The organism is Segetibacter aerophilus (genome assembly GCF_007991655.1).
GTDB classification, from domain to species: Bacteria; Bacteroidota; Bacteroidia; order Chitinophagales; family Chitinophagaceae; genus Segetibacter; species Segetibacter aerophilus.
The window spans coordinates 1-23,766 of record NZ_BJYT01000042.1 but is presented as its reverse complement, the minus strand read 5'-3'; the positions used below and the strand labels follow the sequence as shown (position 1 = coordinate 23,766).

Here is a 23,766-nt window from a genome sequence, read left to right as displayed (position 1 = left end):
AATGGAAGGCAGTCTTGAATATCACGTGCCTGCCGTATTACGTTTGAAAGGTGATCTTAATATTGACGCGTTAGAGTACGCCTTGAGAACAATTGTTAATCGACATGAAATACTTCGCACTGTTATCCTTGAAAAAGATGGACAGCCATACCAATTTATAAAAGATAAAGATGGGTGGCACCTTACATTGGTAGACGGAGCACGGTATAAACAGAACGATAAAAAATTAAAAGAATACACTGAAGAACTCATAAATATCCCTTTTGATTTATCAAAGGACGATATGATGCGGGGGCACTTGATAAAGTTAGGTGAACAAGATTCCGTGCTTGTGCTCACTGTACATCATATTGCTTCTGACGGATGGTCAAGATCCATTCTTGTAAGAGAGTTGGTTCAATTGTACAAAGCTTTTGCAGCAGACTTACAACCCGACCTAAAGCCGCTATCATTACAATTTGCAGACTATTCCATTTGGCAACGGAATTATCTGAATGAGAAGAATCTTGCCGAAAAACTTTCATACTGGAAAGCGAAGCTAGCAGATGTAGCTCCTCTTCAATTACCTACAGACTACGTACGCCCTTCTATACAAAGTACGCGCGGCGCTATAGAAGTGTTGTATGTTGACAAAGCACTAGCGGGACAATTGCACGAGTTGAGCCAGCAACAAGGAACCAGTTTATTCATGACTTTGTTGGCTACGTTTAATGTTCTTCTTCATCGTTACACCGGTCAAAGTGATATATGTGTTGGTGGTGGGATAGCCGGGCGTTCTCAGCACGAGGTCGAGCAGCTAATTGGATTTTTTGTAAACATGCTTTCATTTAGAAGTGATGTTCAAAGCGATCTTTCATTTTTAGAGCTATTAAAGCAGATAAGAGAAACTACCCTTGAGGCATATGCACACCAGGAAATGCCATTTGAAAAAGTGGTCGATACAATAGTTACCGAAAGAGATCTAAGCAGGAACCCGCTTTTCCAGGTTACGTTTATATTACAAAATACTCCTGACGTTCCGGAGCTTAGGTTGGGTGAAGTCGAATTTGTAATAGAAGCCTCCGAACACAATACATCGAAGTTTGACTTAACCTTTAGCATAACAGAAAAAGACTCTGAACTGGAAGTATTGGTAGAATATTGTACCGATTTGTTTAGGAAGGAAACAATTTCAAGGATGCTCGGTCATTTTAGACAATTGCTATTTTCTGTCGCAAAAGAGCCAAAGCAAAAGGTGGGTCGGCTGGAGATGATGAGCAATGACGAAAAAAACCAGTTGCTTGTAGAATTTAATAATACGCTCCTTCCTTATCCTACAGACAAATCAATTATAGATTGTTTTCAAGAGCAGGTATCCAAAACACCAAAGAGTACAGCGGTTGTATTTGATCAACTTGAATTAACCTACCAAGAACTGAATGAGCGCTCAAACCAGTTGGCTAATTACCTGGTAAAGCAAGGTGTAAAAGAGGAAACTCTTGTAGCAATATGCATAGAGCGGTCAGTGGAAATGATGGTCGGAATACTAGCAATCTTAAAAGCGGGTGGTGCGTACGTTCCGATTGACCCTACCTACCCCGAAGAAAGAATACATTTCATAGTAAAAGATTCTGCAGCGCAATTCGTTGTAACAAACGCACAGCAAGTTCAAAAGTTACAGGGCTACCAGGGAGTTGGAATAGTCAAAATAGACGAGCAATTTTCTGAAATAAGCAAAGGCTCCAAAGAAAACCTTGCTATAAATATCCATCCCCAAAACCTTGCTTATGTAATTTATACATCAGGTTCTACGGGCAAGCCAAAAGGTGCGATGATTGAGCACCGTTCAGTGGTAAATCTTATCACTACTCAGACAAAGACGTTCAATATTGATAGTACTGAAAGAATTCTCCAGTTTTCAAATTATTCGTTCGATGCCTCTGTAGAGCAAATCTTTTTGGCCCTATTTAATGGAGCCTCTCTATACTTGTTTACAGAAGGTTTGCAATTAGAAACACTGCTTTTTGAAAATTTCATAAAGGAGAAAAAAATAACGCATTTACATACCACTCCTTCATTCTTAACCAGCTTAGATCCTTATAATCTTACCGGTTTAAAAAGAGTTATTGCAGGTGGGGACTTGTGCAAAAAAGAGCTTGCAGACAAATGGAGGAATACAGCGAGTTTTTATAATGAATATGGTCCAACTGAAACTACTGTGACCGCCATTGAGTACATGGCAAATCTGGATAAAGATGAAAAAGTAAGCAACCTGCCAATTGGAAAACCAATTGGAAACGTATCCACCTATATCGTTGACCAGCATAATAATATTTGCCCTGTCGGTATTCCCGGCGAGTTATATATTGGAGGAGTGCAGGTAGGAAGAGGGTATCTAAATCGTGCTAATCTTACCGCTGAAAAATTCGTCCTTAATCCATTTGTTGCAAATTCAAAAGAAAGGCTTTACCGAACAGGCGACATTGCAAAATGGCAATCTGATGGAAACATACAATTCTTAGGAAGAATTGATGACCAGGTAAAGATCAGGGGATATAGAATTGAGATTGGGGAAATTGAAAACGTGTTGGAAGAAACGGACCTGGTTGAGGAGGCAGTGGTTATTGCTAAACCTGAAGATGAAAGTAACCTTAAACTAATAAGTTATTACGTTCCTAGTTTGGATGTTATTAAGGCAAAAGAGCGCGAATTGTATGAGAAGCAGGTTTTGACATGGAACGCACTTTACAACACGGAATACTTAGCGCCGAAATTGGACGATAGCGTTGATCCTGAATTCGACATTATTGGTTGGAACGATAGCTTTACAGGTTTACCAATCCCTGAAAAGCAAATGCAGTATTGGTTAAAAGATATTGTGGATGTTATCTTTTCTGAAAAGCCTAACAACGTGCTGGAGATCGGATGTGGTACAGGTTTGATTTATTATCAACTGGCAGGAAAGGTTAATAAATATATAGGAACAGACTTTTCTCGTTCATCGGTGGCCCAAATTCAAAACTGGATCAACAAAGGATTGAGAGATTATGGCGAGACGGAGTTATATGTATGCGCTGCCCACGAGGTGAAGATAAAAGAGGAAGAACAAATTGATACGGTAATTATAAACTCGGTTATTCAGTACTTCCCCGGCCAGGACTATATGACCAATGTTGTAAAAAACTCTATAAAAGCTTTAAAGGGTAAGGGAAGAATAATCATTGGAGACGTACGCGATTACCGTTTGTTAGAATTATTTCAAAGCCGTTTGAGCATCGAAAAGTTCCAGCATTCAGTAAGCTTGAAAGAGTTTACCTGGGCGGTAAAACAAGATGTTTCAAAGGAAGAAGAGCTTTGTTATTCACCGGATTATTTTTATCACCTTCAAACTATTTTCCCCGAAATAACACACATTAATATCCAATGGAAAACCGGTTCATATAGTAATGAACTCACTCTTTATCGTTTTAACGTAGTCATCTATGTTGGGGAGCCTGTGAAGCTAGACAACCCTGATTGGAAAGATTGGTCTGGCGAAAGCACAATTGCTAAGGCGACCGAAGAGTTTAATTCACGGATACCTGTTGTGGCTTTATCGGATGTGCCTAATCCAAGATTATGGAGGGAAAAGATTTTATCTAAAGCGATAGCGGAAAAGCAGGTGAATGTGGTTGGAGACCTGTTAGATATGGTTCAGACAGAAGACAAAGAAAGCTCCGCAATAGCAAATCTGATAGAACATGCAGAAAGTAGAGGCTACAGTTACAAGTTATTATTGGATGAGGAGCTATTCAAGGTCAACATGATTTTTGAATTAAAGCGCTCAAATAAACTCGTTTTGCAGCCCTATAAAAAAGTTGATAGTAGCAAGCATAACACATCATTTACCAATATTCCATTATTTGCTGATATAGCTTCAATCCTTCAGAAAGATATTCGTAGCATCCTGCAAAAAAGCCTGCCGGAGTACATGATCCCTGCTGATTTTGTCGCAGTTAGTCATCTGCCACTTACAAGCAATGGAAAGGTCGATCGGGCATTCTTAGCTAAAAGAGAAGAAAGAGGCGTAGTAAATAAGCAAAACTATCAACCACCTACATCTGCTGTTGAAGTTGCACTGGCAGAAATTTGGAAAGAATTATTAGGTATCGATCGCATCGGCATCTACGACAACTTCTTCGAACTTGGCGGCCATTCGCTCCTGGCTATTCGTGTAATAGCAGCTATTCGTGAGAAATGGGAAGTCGAACTCCTGGTAAAAGATATATTTGAATATTCGACAATTAGCGATTTAAGTAAGTACATTGAAATACAGTTAAACATTTATACGTTAGAAGATGATTCCGCTGAATTCGAAATAGTAACGTTGTAGATTAGATAATATAGAATAATGAATGAAAGGAGTATTATAGACTTGCTATACCTGGCGAAACAGAACAGGATAGATTTATTTTTAAATGAAGGGCAGCTACAAGTAAAGCTGCCTAAGGATAAAGCTTTTGATAAAAGTATACTGGAGCAACTAAAAGCAAATAAAGAAGAGCTAACTGCTTTCTTAAGTAAAAATGAAAGAGGCAGCATTACAAGTAATAAAATAACTAAGGCCGATCGAAATTCTTTAACTCACATTCCTTTATCATTTAGCCAGGAGAGACTATGGTTTGTGGACCAGTTGGAAGGTTCTACAAAATACCATCTGCCTGCAGTAATAAGGCTTAAAGGGCAGCTTGAAACAGCTGCCTTAAAAAGCACACTTCAAACTATTGTTGTTAGACATGAGGTTCTAAGAACAGTTATTTTGGAAGAAAATGGGCAAGGTTACCAGGAACTACTGGACGCCGACAATTGGCAATTGGAGTCGGTTGATGGATTACAGTATAAAGACGATCCTGAAAACTTACATGAATTCGTTCAAAACCTTATTGATTTCCCTTTCAACCTTTCGAAGGATTATATGCTTCGTGCTCACCTCATTATGCTTGCTAAGCAGGAGCACATTTTATTAGTAACTATCCATCACATTGCGGCTGATGCCTGGTCAATGTCGGTGCTTGTTAATGAGGTTATAGAACTTTACACTTCCTCCATTACTAAAAGGGCTGCTCGTCTTCAACCTTTACCAATTCAATATTCCGACTATGCAATCTGGCAGCGAAACCATTTACAGGGCGCCAATCTTGATAAGAAACTGAACTATTGGAAAGAAAAGTTGGAAGGCACTACGCCTTTAAATTTACCGCTCGATTATAATCGTCCTGCTGTCTGGAGCAGTCGTGGTGCAATTACACGATTTACAATCAATAAAAAATTGTCTACCTCTTTGCAGCAATTAAGCAAGCAGTACGAAAGTACCTTGTTTATGACCCTACTGGCAGCGTTCAAAATCTTGCTCCGCAGGTATTCTGGTCAAACTGATATTTGTGTGGGTACGTCGGTTGCAAATCGGTCAATGAAGGAAGTCGAGGGGTTGATAGGCTTTTTTGTAAATATGCTTGCCCTGCGAACTGAAATAAATGACCATCAAACTTTCCCCGACTTGCTACAAAAGGTGAAAACCACCACCCTTGAAGGCTATGAGAACCAGGACGCCCCTTTTGAAAAAGTGGTTGACCAGGTTATACAGCAAAGGGACATGAGCAAAAATCCTTTGATCCAGGTGATGATGATTATGCTTAATACTCCTGATGTACCTGATTTACGTTTAGGGGAATTGACATTGTCGATGGAGGATTTGCATCACACAAAAACTCTTTTTGATCTTAGTTTTTTCATTAGTGAAACTGAAGTCGGCCTTGAAGGGTGGGTAGAATATTGCACCGACATATTCAGTGAAAAGACCATCAAACAATTAATTGAAAATTTCACAGAACTTCTTACAAACATATCGGTCAATCCCATTCAAAAAGTAGGTTCAATTCCTATACTTAAGAAGTCGGAAGAACATAAATTATTGATTGAATTTAATGACAACAAAGTAGCGTACCCTGAAGATAAAAGTATTGTCAACTTGTTCGAGGAGCAGGTGTCGAAGACGCCCTTTAACCAGGCCGTTATATTTGAGGAACAAAAACTTACATATGCGGAGCTAAACGAAAGAGCTAATCATCTTGCACATTACTTAAGAACCAAAGGCGTACGAGAAGAAACGCTTGTACCCATCTGCATTGAAAGAAGTTTGGAATTAATAGTTGGTATTCTTGGTATTTTGAAAGTAGGTGGAGCATATGTACCAATTGATCCAAAATATCCTGGCCATCGAATCGGATTTATGCTGAAGGATATTTCAGCTGATATCATTCTTTGCTCTAAAAACACTAAAGATAACCTCTCTCACATATCGTATATTGATACGCTTGTTTTAGATAACGACATGGGGGTGTTTACAGCTCACGCGTCTGAAAACTTGGCAACTGCCAGTCGACCTGATAGCCTTGCTTACATAATCTACACGTCGGGATCCACCGGAACACCAAAGGGGACGATGATTGAACATAAAAGTGTAGTCAGCCTTGTAAGAGGGGTAGATTTTGTTTCTTCAACTAGTGATGACGTTTTATTGTCTACTGGATCTCCATCGTTTGATGCTACCACCTTTGAATATTGGAGTATGTTGCTAAACGGGGGTCAATTAATTCTGTGCAATGAAAACAACTTATTAGACAAGGATTTGCTAAAAGCTGAAATTCAGGAACGAGGTGTAAATAAAATGTGGTTTACTTCCAGCTGGTTCAACCAGTTAGTAGACACGGATATAACTGTCTTTGAGCAACTTAAAACAGTGCTGGTTGGAGGGGAAAAGTTGTCAGAGCAGCACATTGAAAAGATGCGTTCGATGTATCCTGCAATTAATATAATAAATGGCTACGGACCTACTGAGAATACAACGTTTTCTCTTACCTACCTGGTTAAGGAGACGGAAATAAAAAAGGCAATTCCTATAGGCAAGCCACTAGCCAATCGCAGTGCTTACATAGTTGACGAAAATGGAGAATTAGTACCCATAGGCGTAACTGGGGAGATTTGTGTTGGAGGACCTGGATTAGCAAGAGGTTATTTAAATAATGAGAGACTTACTGGCGAGAAGTTCGTATTCAATAAGTTTGGTGCCGATGAAGCTGCCAGAATGTATAAAACAGGCGATCTGGGTTGCTGGAGTGCTGACGGTAACATTCAATACCAGGGAAGGATCGACGACCAGGTGAAGATTCGAGGTTTCCGGATAGAGTTGGGGGAGATCGAAAGCGTTCTTGGAAAGTTCGATGGAATATTACAGAACGTTGTGTTAGCAAAAGAGGATAAAAATGGCAGAAAAAGATTGGTAGCCTTTGTAGTTAGCAACGGAGGTTTCAACAAAGAATCCGCAATTTCCTATTTAAGCGAAAAACTGCCCGATTACATGGTTCCGGCATTTTGGGTTGAGATGACTCAGTTGCCACTAACGTCAAACGGAAAAGTTGACAAAAAAGCATTGCCCGATCCGGAAGTGACTGAGACTGCTGTTAAGGGTTTTGCAGAAGCGTCAACAGAACTACAAAGTAAGTTGGTAAAAATTTGGCAGGATCTGCTTGACGTGGAAAGCGTAGGTATCGACGATAATTTCTTTGAGCTCGGCGGAGATTCAATTCTTGCTATTCAATTTGTAAGTCGTGCCCGAAACGTAGGTATTGAAGTGAAAGTGGCAGACGTATTTACATACCAGACGATTAGCCAATTATCTAAGTTATTAGATTCAGGAGGAATTGTGAGCCCAAAAGATGGTGGCAACAGCGAAGATTTGGCTGGCAGTTGCGGCCTTCTGCCTGTACAACAATGGTATTTCGAAACACAACAGGTGGAGCTTTCCCACTTCAATCAAAGTGTTTTGTTATCGATCGATAAATCTATTGATGAAAATATATTGAACCAGGCTATTGAGCAAATCTTAAAGCAACATGATGCCCTGAGATTTAGGTATTACCAGCAGGATGGCGAGTGGAAACAGGAGTATTCAAAAGCCAAAGTCGAGGTCAAGATAGAGGAACTTATTTACGCAGAGTCCGAAGATGCAGGCGGTCAAATTAACAAGGTGGCAGATCAGTACCAACGAAGTCTGGATATTGAAAAAGGAGAAACGGTCAGGGTCGTACTTCTAAAAACACCAGCGGCTGAAAAGTCGAACCGTCTACTTTGGATCATCCATCATCTGGTTGTAGATGGGGTCTCATGGAGATTGATTTTGGAGGAGTTTGAATCAGCTTTAGCCCAAACTGTGAGTACGGGCACAGCAACTTCACATTCTAAAACTTCTTCTTACAAACAGTGGTATGACGCTTTAGAGAAATACGGCCGAAGTAGTACTCTTTTAAAACAAACACCATATTGGAGCAAAACAGTTCAAAGCTTCAAACCTTTTGTGCCCGATTTTGACTATAGCGAAAAAGTAACGGTAGCCGAAACAAATGGATTTACCCTAAAACTAGACGCTGATGTAACGCGTAGCCTGTTAAAGGAAGTGCCACGAGTATACCATACCGAAATCAACGATATTTTATTGTGCGCATTAGCAAAAACACTTTGCAATTGGACGACGAAGGATCAGGTAGTTATCGGCTTGGAAGGCCATGGCCGCGAAGCTATTGATACCAGCATAGACATCAGCCGCACCGTAGGTTGGTTTACCAGTCTGTATCCCGTTTTAATTAACATGGTGGATACGAATGGGTGGGACAATTTGATAAAATCGGTGAAAGAGCAACTACGCCAGGTGCCAGATAAAGGCGTTGGATTTGGAGTGCTTAGGTACATCAATAAAGAAGAGTCTTTGCAGGGAAGCGAGCCTTGGGACATACAATTCAACTATTTGGGTCAGGTCGATAACGTGGTGCGCGAGAGCGCAAGACTTTCGGTTGCGTCGGAGCCAACAGGTGCAGGGCGTAGCGAAAAACAAGTAGTTAGTGAAAAACTGTCTGTAAATAGTCATATAAAAGCGGGACAATTAGTCTGCGTTTGGCGTTTTAGTAGCAAGTATTTTAGAGAAGAAACGATAAGAAATCTTGCAACGAGTTATCTACATGATCTCAGTTCTTTAGTAACTCATTGCCTTGAGCAAGGTAAAAACGGGGCCGTATATACCCCTTCCGATTATGGACTTGGCACTGCAGTTAGCTACGAAGAGTTAGACGCTTTCTTAGAGGATGAGTCCGATAACGTAATGAGTTTTTAGAGACTACTTTTCAAAGATTTTTTTAAACGAACAGTTGTTATCCCCCTCTTCTGTCCTCAGGGAGTGCAGCCTTTTCTAAAATAATTTTGTCTGAAGGATGGAATTTCGAATTATTATTATATTACGGTCCTTTAGAAAGATAGCTGCCAATTGATATGTGGATGAGTGCTTGCGACGCAACAATGGCCATATAAATTGAAGCCGGTATTAGAGGGATACGAATCCACAATGTCAATATTTTTATGGAATTACAAGAATTTGTAAATAATCTAAGGAAATCTCATTTTTCACTTACAGTCGAGGACGGTAAACTTAACCTTATTGGCGATAAGAGTAAGTTGACAAAAGATGAGATCCAGGCGATAAGAAGTAACCAGGAGATTATTGGTTTTATAAAAGAGCATAGAGATGAGCTGATTGATTATATCTCCGCCAATTCCACACCTGCCACATTTAAAAAAACAAAGGATATATCCTCCATTTACCGTTTAAGCGGTTTGCAGGAAGGGATGCTTTTTCACGGGCTTTATCATGAAAAGGCCGAAGCTTATGTAGGTCAATTTAGCTGCAATATCTCCAATGTTAATCTTGCCGCCTTCAACGATAGCTGGAATTATGTTTTAAAACAGCATAGCATACTTCGAACTGCATTTTATTACGATGCATTCAATATACCTGTTCAAGCAGTACACAAAGACGTTAAACTACCAATTGAAGTAGTAGACTTTTCGGGGATGAGCGTAGCTGATCAAGCGGAGGCAATTAGTGCTTTCGAGAAATCTGATCGTTTAAAAGGTTTTGATTTTAAAAGGCCACCGCTAATGCGCATTAGTTTTATGCGTTTAGCCGAAGACAGTTACAGGATGCTTTGGACAACTCATCACATACTTTTCGACGGATGGTCTTTGCCAATCATGATGGAGGAGTTCCTGAGCATGTACGAGTTGCTTGTTGCAGGAAAACCGATAAAGCTAAAAGGGGAAGATTTATACGAAGAATACATTCGTTACATTGAGCGAAAGGATAAAAGGCAGGCTGAGCAATATTGGCGTGATTATCTGAAAGGTGTGCAGCAAAGCACACTTTTACCGTTTATAAACACTACCAATGAACGCACAAAAGGGGTAGGATTATACAAATCTCTGTCAATAGACATACCTTCTGCTGCTACTGAAAAAATTCAAAATTTTGCGAAAGAAAACCGTTTAACTGTTAATACCATTATCCAGGGTGTTTGGTCAATTTTATTACATCGGTATACTGGCAGTAACAATGTTGTCTACGGAGTAATTGTCTCTGGTCGTCCCGATGATTTACCAGCAGTGGAACGAAGGGTCGGAATGTACATCAACACATTACCGCTTCACTCATCACTGAACAATACCACAAACATCGTGGAATGGCTCCAGGAGCAACAGGCCGATCAGGTCAAATCACGCGAACATCAGTACACCCCGTTGCACGAGACACAGAGATTAACAGGAGTACAGGGAGATCTGTTCGATACACTTTTAGTCTTTGAAAATTATCCTGTAAGTAAAATTATTTCTGCACAAAAATGGAGTTTGCATTTCGACAACGTAGAAATGCGAGAGCAGACGAATTATCCATTGACTATAGTCGTCAACAGTGCAGAACAGATCAATGTCAAATTTAGTTACAACGATCAGGTTTTAGATGAAGCCTATGTAGCACAGATAAGAGACCAGTTTGAACATGTGTTGTTACAAGTTGCAGGAGATAAGATCAATGACATTAGTGAGATAAAAGTCAATACCCCTGGTCAGGAGCAACATTTACTTTTCGAATTTAATAATACACGAGTTCTATATCCCCAAGACAAAACAATTATTGATTTGTTTGAGGAACAGGTCGAAAAAGCTCCGAAAATGGTTGCTGTTGTGTTCGAACAAAAGCAGCTAACGTATAAAGAGCTGAATGAAAAATCAAATCAATTAGCAAGGTATTTACAAAGTAGAGGAGTAGGACCGGAAACGCTAGTGCCGATATTTACTGCACGCAGTATAGAGATGCTGATAGGTATTTTGGGGATACTAAAGGCAGGAGGGGCTTATGTACCTATTGATCCTGAATATCCTACCGATAGAATAAGCTATATTCTTGATGACATTACATCTAATTGCATTGTCGCAAGTAAGGAGAGTAAAGATAGATTACCGGTTAAATTGGGACTTGAGATAATAGAATTAAGTGAAAGCAATGAGATTATCAACAGTCAGTCTACAATTAACCCTCGAACGGTTATTCAGTCGAATAATGCTGCTTATGTAATTTATACTTCAGGGTCTACTGGTAAACCCAAGGGTACAATAAATGAGCACAAAGGAATTTACAATCGTTTGCTTTGGGCAAAAAATTATTTTTCAATATCAAGTAGTGACGTTATACTGCAAAAAACTCCATATACTTTTGATGTTTCTGTCTGGGAATTATTAGGATCTGTTATTGCCGGCTCTACACTAGTTTTTGCGAAGCCTGATGGTCACAAAGACAATGAATATCTAAAAAGAATTGTCGAGGAACAAAACGTCACCATTCTGCATTTTGTTCCCTCTATGTTAGAACTTTTTTTATCCGACGTTACCAAAAGTGAAATTGGTAGGTTAAAAAAAGTTTTGTGCAGCGGCGAAGCTTTAAAGCTTTCTCAAGTTAAAACGTTCAGAAAAAGGCTGCCGGGAATAGAGTTACATAACCTTTATGGACCTACTGAAGCCGCAATCGATGTTACTTGTTGGAGTTTGCCTTCTACAAATAAAACTCTTGACTTAATTCCTATTGGCAAGCCTGTTCATAATACTCAAATATATATTTTAGATAAACAAGGACAAGTATTGCCTATAGGAGTAGTTGGAGAAGTACACATTGGGGGACGACAAGTAGGCAGAGGTTACTTAAACAAGCAAGCGTTAACAGAAGAAAAATTTATTACAGATACTTTTAGCAAAGAAGAGGGTACTAAGTTGTACAAAACGGGTGATCTGGGACGCTGGTTGTTAGATGGTAATATAGAATTCTTGGGAAGAATAGATGACCAGGTAAAAATAAGAGGATTTAGAATAGAATTGGGAGAAATAGAGACTGTGCTCCAACAAAGTGGATTGGTGCATCAGTCTGTGGTGCTAGCAAAAGAAGATGCAAAAGGGAACAAACGTTTACTGGCTTATGTAGTTGCTAATGAGGTGTTCAAGACTGATGCAGCAATTCGGTATTTGCAGGAAAGGTTACCTGACTACATGGTGCCTGCTTTCTGGGTTGAAATGGAAAAACTGCCATTAACGTCTAATGGAAAAATAGATCGGAAAGCTCTTCCTAACCCGGACATGGCTGCGCAAAAAGCTCATGAATTTATTGCCCCAAGAAATGAGACGGAACAGAAAGTTGCTGAGATATGGCAGGAGACATTGGGATTGGAAAAAGTGGGAATTCATGATAGCTTCTTTGAACTCGGTGGACATTCAATACTAGCAATGCAGGCAATTTCGTCATTACGCCGAAAGTTAAAGTTTGAGGTCGGTATAAAAGATCTTTTCGCCCGACCAACAGTAGCTTTATTAAGCGGTTACTTGAACGAACAAGGGAAAGGAAATCTATTACCAGCGATTAAAGCCGATGCACGCCCTTCAAAAATTCCTTTATCTTTTAGCCAGGAGCGTTTATGGTTTATTGACCAATTGGAGGGGAGCCGACAATATCACATGCCTGCAGTGCTAAGCATCAAAGGAAATTTGAATGTTCAAGCCCTGGAGAATACCCTAAATGATATTATAAATAGGCATGAAGTACTAAGGTCTGTAATTCGTCAGCATGAAGGGCAGCCTTATCAGCTGCCTAAAGAAATTAACCAATGGAGCTTGGAAGTCATTGACGAACGAGTTTGCGCAGAGCGCAAAAAAGACTTAAATAGCTTTATTCAAGAGCTTATTCAAAAGCCATTTGATTTGTCGGAAGATTTTATGCTTCGGGCCCACCTTATAACGATTGCTCCGCACGACTACGTTCTGGTAGTAACCCTACATCACATTGCGTCAGACGGGTGGTCGAGATCTATCCTTGTAAAAGAGCTAGTCGAAATTTACGCTTCTTATAAAAAGGGAAGAGCGGCTAATTTATCGCCTTTACCCATTCAATATGCAGACTTCGCTATATGGCAACGCTCATATCTACGAAAGGAGGTTTTAGATAAAAAAATGGAGTATTGGACTCATCAACTGGAAGGAGTCGCAACGATTAATCTGCCCACTGATTTTACACGCCCCGCCATTCAAAGTACAAATGGAGCAAGTGTAGAATTTGCTGTTTCTCAACTGGTATCAGATAAAATAAATGAACTGAACCGGGCACAAGGGACTACACTTTACATGACTCTGCTAGCGGTTTTTAAAGTTTTGCTATATCGGTATAGTGGGCAAAATGATATATGTGTTGGAACGGGTATAGCGGGAAGGCAGCAACATGAGACGGAGGGATTAATTGGCTTTTTTGTGAATACGCTTGCCATGCGCAGCCAGGTGCATGGAGAATCTATATTCTCTGATTTTTTGCAGGCGGTAAAGGCAACTACATTAGAGGCTTATGCTCACCAAGAAGTGCCATTTGAGAAAATTGTTGACGCGGTTGTTCATGAAAGGGATTTAAGCAGAAACCCACTGTTGCAGGTAACATTTATTGTTCAGAACACACCAGACATACCGCAATTAATTTTAGACGAAGTAGAACTTGGTATTTTAGAATTTGATCATATTACTTCAAGATTTGATATTAGTTTCGGTGTAAAGCCAACAGGTAATGGAATTGAGTTTTTAGTTGAATATTGTGCCGATTTGTTTTCTGCAGAAACTATTGAGCGTATGGTAGGCCACTACAAGCAATTGTTGACAGCGGTGCTTGAAGACCCGGAACAAAAAATCGACTCCTTGCTTTTAATTACTCAACATGAAGAACGTCAATTAGCTGCTTTTTCGAACGTAGGGCTTATTGCACCAACTTTAGAAGAAACCTTGGTCAGTTTGTTTGAAAAGCAGGCAGTTAAATCGCCTGATGCTATTGCTTTGGTTTTGGAAGAGCAAACAATGACTTACAAGGTTTTAAACGAAAAAGCCAATCAATTAGCCCGTTTTCTTTCAGCATCAGGTGTAGGTGCCGAGACGCTTGTACCACTATGTATTGAGCGTTCAACGGGAATGATCATAAGTATTTTAGGTATACTAAAAGCTGGAGGCGCTTATGTGCCAATCGATCCATCTTATCCTCCGGAAAGGATTGATTTTATGCTTCAAGATACTAAAGCAAATCTCGTTGTAGCTAGTGCTGATACGAGTGAACGGGTACCAAATAAATCCGGAATCTCAAAAGTAGTGATAGATGGATTTGATAAGGAATTGATAGATACGCAATCGGTTTCTAATTTATCTGTACCTGTAGAACAGGACCAGCTGGCTTACGTTATCTATACCTCAGGTTCAACGGGCAGACCTAAGGGTGTTTTAGTAGAACATCGATCCATAGCAAATTTTATTACTGCCCAATCGCAATATTTTAACATTGGTAGTATAGAACGTATTGTGCAATTTTCCAATTATTGCTTCGACGCATCAATTGAGCAAATTTTTTTAGCCTTAACTAACGGGGCTTCTTTAATTCTTTTTAAAGAGGGTTTTCAGCTTAATCCGGAACAGTTTTCAACGTTTTTAAATGAAGCCCGAGTTACTCATCTTCATTCAACGCCGTTCTTCCTTGAAAATTTAATACCTGAAAAATGTAATTTTTTAAGAAGGGTTGTGTCAGCCGGTGACCTCTGCAGACGCGAATTGGTAAACAAATGGAAAGGTGTGGCCAGTTTTTACAACAAATATGGGCCAACCGAAACGGCAATTTCAGTCTTGGAATACAAGGTGGAAATCGACTCTCTGAAGAATAGTACTTCTGTTCCAATAGGCAAGCCTGTTTCTAATGTGGCGGTCTATATTTTAAACAAAAATTATACAGTGTGCCCAATAGGTATACCTGGCGAAATTTACATAGGGGGAATTCAAGTAACGCGTGGATATCTAAACCGTCCCGATCTTACCTCAGAGAGATTTGTAGAGCATCTTTCTCCGTTTCTGCCACCACGGCTTTATAGAACAGGAGATATGGGAAGATGGTTGGCAGATGGCAACCTCGAATATTTAGGCCGTATTGATGACCAGGTAAAAGTGCACGGCTACCGGATTGAAATAGGAGAAATCGAAAGCGCGTTGAACGAACTTTCATTTGTTGATAATAGTTGCGTAGTGGTAAAAGAAGACAAAGAGACGAGAAATAATCATCTGGTTGCTTATTTTATACCAAATCAATCTGCTGTAAAACTAAAGGAAAATCAGCTTTACGACGAGCAGGTTGCAAGCTGGAAAGAGATTCATGAAAATGAATATGTATCGGCAGCTGAAAATATAGAAGACCCGGAATTTAATATTTTAGGCTGGAACGACAGTTTTACCCGAAATCCTATTCCAAAGGAGCACATGCGGGAATGGTTGATAGATATTGTCAACGTTATTTGTTCTGGCAAGGTTGAGCGGGTATTGGAGATTGGCTCCGGAAGTGGACTTATTTATTATCAATTGGCCGGAAAAGTTGCTAAATACATCGGTACTGACTTTTCGAGGGCATCAATTGAAATGATCCGTAACCGGATTAGTTTGGGGTTGCGGGATTACGGGCCAACAGAGTTGCAGGTTTCAGCAGCCCACGAAGTAAGGGTAGATGTCGGTGAAGCAATTGATACTATAGTATTGAATTCTATTATTCAGTACTTTCCTGGGCAGGGCTATCTTAGTAACGTTATAGAAAACTGCATTTCGATATTGCATGAAAAAGGGCGGATTGTAATAGGTGATGTGCGCGATTTGCGGACGTTGAAATTATTTAAAGCGAGATTAAAATTAGAAAAGCTTCCAGATTATGTAAGTATCCAGGAGTTTAATTGGGGTGTGGAACAAGACATGCTGACAGAGGAGGAACTCTGTTTCTCCCCGGAATATTTTTATGGCTTAAAAGCAAAATATCCGCAAATCTCTCATGTAGAAATCGTTTGGAAGCATGGTTCTTATATTAATGAATTGACCGCTTACCGTTTTACTGCTGTGATTTATGTTGGAATGCAAAAACAAGTATTTGAACCGGAATGGCAAATTTGGAATTCGGTAGTGGGAAGCGCAAAAGCTATTGCTCAGCTCGAAGATGGAGTTCCGGTTATTGCCATTAAGCAGATGCCCAATCCAAGGTTACAACGTGAAAGCAAGTTATTAGAAACTATTAAGAATGGATCAGCAAAGAATGTCGGCCAGCTTGCGGCAATACTTGCCGATGTAGGTGAGGCGGATGAAGTGAGTAAATTAATTACTAATGTGGAAGCGAAAGGATATAGCTACAAGCTTTTGGTGGATGAAGACCCGCTCAAACTAAACATTCTAATTGAGCAAACACCATCGGATCAATTTATCGAATTAGCTAACTATAGTACAAAAAATGTTAATGGAGAGATGGTGCCGTTAACTAATATTCCTTTATTCAACGATATCAGTTCTCAGTTGCAAAAAGATATCAAGAATCTCGTGTTGAAAAAGCTGCCGGAGTACATGCTCCCATCAAAATTTGTTGCTATTCAAAAAATGCCTTTAAATAACAATGGCAAAATTGACAGAAAATTTCTGAGCTTAATCGAAAATACGGCTTCTGATAGCCGCGGTAACTATGTAGCGCCCCGAAATGATTTAGAAAAATCAATAGCAGACATTTGGAAAAGCTTGTTAAATATTGACCAAGCTGGTATAAACGATAATTTTTTTGAGTTAGGTGGTCATTCATTGTTGGCTGTTCGTGTTATTTCTGCGATACGCAAAAGGCTTAATATAGATTTAGGTGTACGCGATATATTTTCTTATCCTACAATCAAAGAATTGGCGGTTTATTTGAAGACATTGGACAAAAGCTCGTCTTTATCTCCAATTAAAGTCGGTCCTCGTCCCGAAAATATTCCACTATCATTTAGCCAGGAACGTTTGTGGTTTATCGACCAGTTAGAGGGAAGTGTTCAATATCATATACCAGCTGTATTACGGCTGAAAGGCAAACTAAATATTCCGGCACTAAGAAATTCACTACAGGCAGTTGTTGAAAGACACGAAGTGCTAAGAACGGTGATTAAACAAGAAAAGGGGAGGGGGTACCAGTACATTCTTCCTAACGAGCAACTGGAGTTGGAGTTTGTAGACGAGAAGATATACGAGGATAGTCAAGCAGATCTGGAAAAACTTGTATTTCAAAAAATTAAAAAACCATTCGATCTTTCAAAAGATTTGATGATTCGTGCTTCCTTAATTAGGCTAGGTAACGAGGAACATTTGCTTGTTATAACGATGCATCACATAGCTTCCGACGGTTGGTCAACTTCTATTGTTGTTAAAGAGGTTATGGAGGGATACGAAAGTGGTTTAAAAGGTGAAAAAGCGCCTTTACTACCTCTTAAGTTACAATATGCAGATTTTGCTATTTGGCAACGCAATTTTTTGCGGGATGAAGTTTTGGATAACAAAATTGGGTACTGGCGGGAAAAGCTGAAAGATCTCTCTCCTTTACATATGCCGACCGATTTTCCCCGGCCAGCTATTCAAAGTACAAGAGGATCTATTGTAAATTTTAGTATTGAAAAGGATGTTGTTGATAAAATAACTACAGTAAGCAAAGAGCAGGGAGCTACATTCTTCATGACCTTGCTTACCGCTTTTAAAATTTTACTACATAAGTACACAGGGGAAGAGGATATCTGCATAGGTACGCCAGTTGCAGGCCGGTTACAGGAGGAAGTTGAAGGGCTGATAGGGTTTTTTCTTAACACGCTTGCTATCCGAACAAATCTTAATGGAAAAATTTCTTTCGTCGATTTACTTCAAGTGGTAAAAGAAACAGTTCTTGAGGCGTTTGAACACCAGGATGTCCCATTTGAAAGAGTCGTTGAAGCGGTGGCAAGTGAAAGGGATATGAGTCGAAAGCCGGTTTTCCAAGTAATGTTTGTATTGCACAACACTCCCGACATTCCAAATATTAACCTTGCTAACATTGAGTTGCATAACGAAATTCTTCCGCACACTACGTCTATGTTTGATTTTACCCTTAGTCTTAAGGAGACAAGTGGGGGGTTGCTTGGCGGCCTAGAATATTGCACAGATTTATTTGACGAGTATTCAATACAGCAACTTGTTAGGTGTTTTAAGGAGCTACTTTCATCAATTGTCGCGGAACCTAAAACTGCAGTTAGTCAGTTGAGGATTTTAAATAAGAGGCAAGAGCAGCAATTATTAGGAGATTTAAATGATGAGCAAACGGATTACAGTAAACAAAAAACTATTGTAGACCTTTTCGAGGAGCAGGTGCTGCAGACTCCCGATGCCATAGCAGTCGTTTTTGAAGATCAGCAAATCTCTTATTTACAACTAAATGAAAAAGCTAACCGATTAGGTCATTACCTTAAAAGCAAAGGGGTAAAAGAAGATCTATGTGTACCAATTTGCATCGAGCGAAGTGTTGATTTAATCGTTGGAATATTAGGTATTTTAAAAGCCGGCGGTGCGTACGTGCCAATTGATTCCGAATATCCTGCAGAAAGGATACAGTTTATGTTGAACGACGTTGCGGCCACATTAATTGTAACAAGTCAGGAAAGCAGCAAAAAACTACAAGGAGTAAATAGTTTTGAACTGGTAGAAGTAGACTCAAACGAAACCAATATAGTTAGTCAATCAAAAGACAATGTAAAAGCCTCCCTTCAACCATCAAACCTCGCTTACATTATTTACACTTCGGGCTCTACAGGAAAACCTAAAGGTGTAATGGTTGAGCATGGCAATGTAGTTAGCCTTGTAAAAGATGTGGATTACGTCTCTTTAAGGAAAGAGGATATTTTATTATCAACCGGATCACCATCTTTTGATGCTACCACTTTTGAGTATTGGGGAATGTTGCTGAACGGTGGGCAATTAGTGTTAGCTCGGGAGAACACACTACTTGACGTTACTCTACTTAAATCAGAAATTACCAAGAGAAAGGTGACAACGATGTGGTTTACCTCTAGTTGGTTTAATCAGTTAGTAGATACAGACATTTCCGTTTTCGCATCTTTAGTAACAATATTGGTTGGAGGTGAAAAGCTGTCCGAAATTCACATAGGAAAAGTTAGGCGTAGTCTCCCTGCTATAAGAATTATAAACGGTTACGGCCCAACAGAAAACACAACCTTTTCTTTAACATATCGTATAACGGATGCCAACTTCACTAATACAATTCCAATCGGCCGGCCGTTAACCAACAGAACTGTTTACATAGTTGATAAAATAAGCCAATTGGTGCCAGTTGGGGTACCCGGCGAAATATTGTTAGGCGGTGCAGGATTGTCAAGAGGTTATCTTAATCGTCCGGAATTGACTGCAGAGAAATTCATAAAAAATCCATTTAGCAAAGAAAAAGCTTCAAAGCTGTACAAAACAGGAGATTTAGGAAGATTACTGCCAAATGGTAACATTGAATACCTCGGAAGAATAGATAACCAGGTCAAAATAAGAGGCTATAGAATAGAATTGCAGGAAATTGAAAATGTATTGCAACAGAATCCGGCGGTTTCACAGTCTTTAATTGTGGCAAAAACAGACGTAGAAGGGAATAAAGTATTAGTTGGATACGTTATATCAAATGGAAAATATGATGAAAAAGGGCTAGTGTCATATTTGAAGGAGCGGTTACCCAGCTATATGATCCCTGGGTTATGGGTAGACCTTGAGAAAATGCCGCTGACAGCAAATGGAAAAGTTGACTTGAGGGCATTACCGGATCCTAAAGATACCTTTGCGGCAAAAAGGCAGGAAATTGAGAAACCGGTTACCGAAACAGAGAAAAAGCTGGTTGAAATATGGGAGGAGCTTTTGGGAGTGAGGCCGATTGGTGTCACAGATAATTTCTTTCAGTTAGGTGGACATTCGTTGATGGTGATGCAGTTAAAGTCGCTCATTCATGAAAAGCTGAAAGTTGAATTAGAAATTAAAGATTTGTTTCAATATCCTACAATAAAGGAAATAAGCAAGTTTTTAGAAATACAGTCAGATAACAGCCAACAGGGAGATTTATCTGAAGAATTTGAGCTATTGGTTATATAAAATTATAATTAGTAGTAGTAAAAATAATAGTACGAGGAATGTTTGATAAAGCGATTGACATATTATATTCAGCAAAACAAGACGGAATAGACATTGTTTTGAATGAAGAAGAGCTGCACGTTAAACTTCCAAAAAACAGAAGTTTTAATAAAGATCTTTTAGGTGAAATAAAAGGCAACAAGCAACAAATCATTGATTTTTTAAAAAGTAGTTCTAGAGTTACCGGAGATTATATTAGAATTGAAAGATTCGATAGAAATAAAATAAGCTCAATTCCCGCTTCGTTTAGTCAGCAGAGGCTGTGGTTTATCGATCAGTTGGAGGGTAGTGCAAACTATCATATTCCGGCAGTATTACGTCTGAAAGGACAAGTGCATACTGAAGCACTTGAATTTGCTTTGAAGACAGTTTTGGAAAGGCATGAGGCACTTCGTACTGTGCTAAAAGATGAAGATGGACAAGTTTACCAGCATATTTTAGATAGTAGTAGTTGGAAATTAGAAATAAGAGATGACAAAAAGTTTGCAGATCAGTTTTCATTAAATCAATTCATTGAGGCTTTCCAGTCTAAGTCTTTTGATTTGTCTTCTGACTTTATGCTGCGCGCGGTGCTTGTTACTATTTCGGATGATCAGCATATCCTTTTGGTAAACATGCATCACATCTCGTCGGATGGGTGGTCTATGTCCGTCTTGGTAAAAGAGGTGGTAGAATTATATTCCTCTTTTACTGAAAACCGTCCTGCCAGGCTTGAACCATTACCGCTACAGTACGCGGATTATTCAGTTTGGCAAACGAACCATCTGAAGGGGGACGTTTTGGATAAGAAATTGGGCTACTGGAGGAATAAGTTAGAAGGTGTAGAACCACTCATCCTGCCAACTGATTCCAGTACGAGTAGTAAGCAGTTAGGAGGAGGAACATATAAGCTTTCAGTAGACAAGAAGCTCGCAGAAGAATTACAATTGTTGAGTCAGCAAAAAGGAGCTACTCTTTTTATGACTCTGCTTACTGCTTTTAAAGTTCTCCTCTACAACTATACAAACCAGGACGACATATGTATTGGAACTCCTATTGCAGGACGGCAACAGCCGGAGGTTGCTAATTTAATCGGTAATTTTGTTAACACCCTCGCTTTAAGAAGTCACATTTCTCCTGATGCTACTTTCGACGCTTTACTACAACAAGTTCGTACTACAACTTTAGAGGCCTATCAGAACCAGGAAATTCCTTTTGAAAGAATAGTAGAGATATTACCTGTAGATAGGAATACGAATAAAAGTCCTGTTTTCCAGGTTGTGTTTGCCGTTCAAAATACTCCTGAAGTACCGGTAATACAGTTGGGTAATTTACAGCTTTCAAATAATAATTCGTCTTCTTACAATTCAACCAAATTTGATTTAACTGTAATCGTTTCTGAGACTGTTAACGGCCTTAATATAGGTATTGATTACGGTGCGAATTTGTTTGCTGCAGATACAATAGAGCGATTTGCAAATAATTTCAAAGTATTACTTACATCTATAGTTGAACAGCCGCAAAAAGAAATAAAATTCTTGAAGGCAATTTCTTCCGAGGAAGAGCAGAGGTTGTCGGTAGAGTTCAATGACACGTTTTTAGCAGCCGAAGGAAGTAAAAGTTTGATTGACTGTTTTGAAGCCCAGGTAGCTAAAACTCCTTATAACACAGCTTTACTATTTGGGGAAGAAAAGATAACGTACAAAAAGTTAGATGATCTCTCTAATCAGTTAGCTCATTTGTTAATTAGCAATGGAGTTAAAAGTGGCGATTTGGTGCCACTTTGTATTGATAGAAGCATTGAGATAATTGTTGGTATACTGGGCATCTTGAAGGCGGGCGCTACCTATGTTCCGATCGATCCAGACTATCCGGCCGAGAGAATAAATTTTATAGTACAGGATACAAAGGCAAAAATAGTAGTTACTAAAAATCTACAAGTCGGTATAGGCAACATAGGCTTTATAATTGATCTAGGAAATGGAATGAATGCCTTAAATGGTTTCTCGAAGGAGAGGCCTTTTCAGGCTTTAAATAGCAGCACTCTTGCCTATGTCATTTATACATCTGGTTCTACAGGAACACCAAAAGGGGTTTTAATTGATCAAGCCTCGGTAGTGAGTCTTGTAGCGTGGCATTTAAAGGAATTTGAGGTAACTTCTGACAGCAAAGCAACGTCTGTGGCAGGTGTTGGATTTGATGCATTTGTTTGGGAAATCTGGCCCTATTTGCTGGTTGGCGCTTCGATCAATATAATTGACAATAATACCCGCCTTTTAATCGATGCTTTGATTGCTTTATACAAATCTCAGGGTATTACCCACAGCTTTATTTCAACAGCTTTAGTGGAAGAATTTGTTGCAAAATCACGCGATGATATAAGGTCTTTAAAATTTTTACTGACAGGGGGAGATAAATTAGCCAGCATCAATCTCGCCGATATAAATTATACCCTCGTTAATAATTATGGGCCAACCGAAAACACGGTTGTTGCTACAAGCTACAAATTACCCGCGCTTATCGATACATCCACGCCTTTAATTGGTGCACCGATCTCTAACACAAAAATTTATATCACTAATAATCAGGTGCAGTTGTCTCCTATTGGAGTGTTCGGGGAAATTTGTATAGGTGGAAAAGGTTTGGCTAAAGGATATTTAAACCGGCCTGAATTAACGGCAGAAAAGTTTATAGCTAATCCGTTTAAACCTGAAGGAAGCGAGTTAATGTATAAGTCAGGAGATCTGGGACGTTGGTTGCCTAATGGGAATATAGAATTTTTAGGAAGAAAGGATGATCAAATTAAGGTCCGGGGGCATAGGGTTGAAATTGGAGAAATTGAGGCTGTTGTTTTGCAAAGCGGTTTAGTCAAGCAGGTGCTAATCTTTGTAAGGGAAGAAAATCTGGTGGGTTTTGTAATTACAGAAGAAAGGTTAGACAAAGAAGTTCTTATATCATACCTACAGAAAAAATTACCATCTTATATGGTACCTTTTTTTTGGATAGAGTTGGACCATTTCCCTTTAACGGCAAATGGAAAGATCGATAAAAAAGCCCTTCTGGAAATTGACCTAAGCCAACAGTTACAAGATCGGAAAGGCTTTGTTTCGCCGCGTAACAAAATAGAAGTAAGGTTAGCCCAAATTTGGGAACAGGTATTACATGTAAACGGTGTAGGTATTTACGATAACTTTTTTGAGTTGGGGGGTCATTCCTTGTTAGCATTGCGTCTAGTTGCAGCATTGGAAAAAGAATTCCTCGTCTCAGTTTCTATAAAGGAGGTTTTTACAAATCCGACAATTGCTGATTTATCTCTTCGCATTATCTCTTCAGGGAGATCTGCTACTCTATCAACTATTA

General features: G+C 39.4%; 4 protein-coding genes. All 4 read left to right on the top strand.

Annotated features, from left to right (window positions below; all coding sequences use genetic code 11):
- Nucleotides 1-4,351: non-ribosomal peptide synthetase (locus tag SAE01_RS23485; RefSeq protein ID WP_147206282.1), on the top strand; the 4,351-nt coding region annotated here is incomplete at its 5' end.
- An 18-nt stretch (nt 4,352-4,369) separates the two neighbouring features.
- Nucleotides 4,370-9,181 (top strand): non-ribosomal peptide synthetase, encoded by a 4,812-nt coding sequence (locus SAE01_RS23480; RefSeq protein ID WP_147206281.1) that lies wholly within the window; start codon nt 4,370-4,372, stop codon nt 9,179-9,181.
- Between the two features lie 242 nt (nt 9,182-9,423).
- Nucleotides 9,424-20,388 carry a non-ribosomal peptide synthetase gene (locus SAE01_RS23475; protein ID WP_147206280.1) on the top strand — a complete coding sequence of 3,655 codons (10,965 nt, stop codon included), beginning with the start codon at nt 9,424-9,426 and terminating at the stop codon, nt 20,386-20,388.
- A gap of 38 nt (nt 20,389-20,426) precedes the next feature.
- Nucleotides 20,427-23,766 (top strand): non-ribosomal peptide synthetase (locus tag SAE01_RS23470; RefSeq protein WP_147206279.1); only part of this gene is annotated, 3,340 nt, incomplete at its 3' end.

Excerpts from the sequence above, each read along its gene's own strand:
- SAE01_RS23480 (WP_147206281.1), top strand. The coding sequence starts at position 4,370 with ATGAATGAAAGGAGTATTATAGACTTGCTATACCTGGCGAAACAGAAC.
- SAE01_RS23475 (WP_147206280.1), top strand. The coding sequence starts at position 9,424 with ATGGAATTACAAGAATTTGTAAATAATCTAAGGAAATCTCATTTTTCA.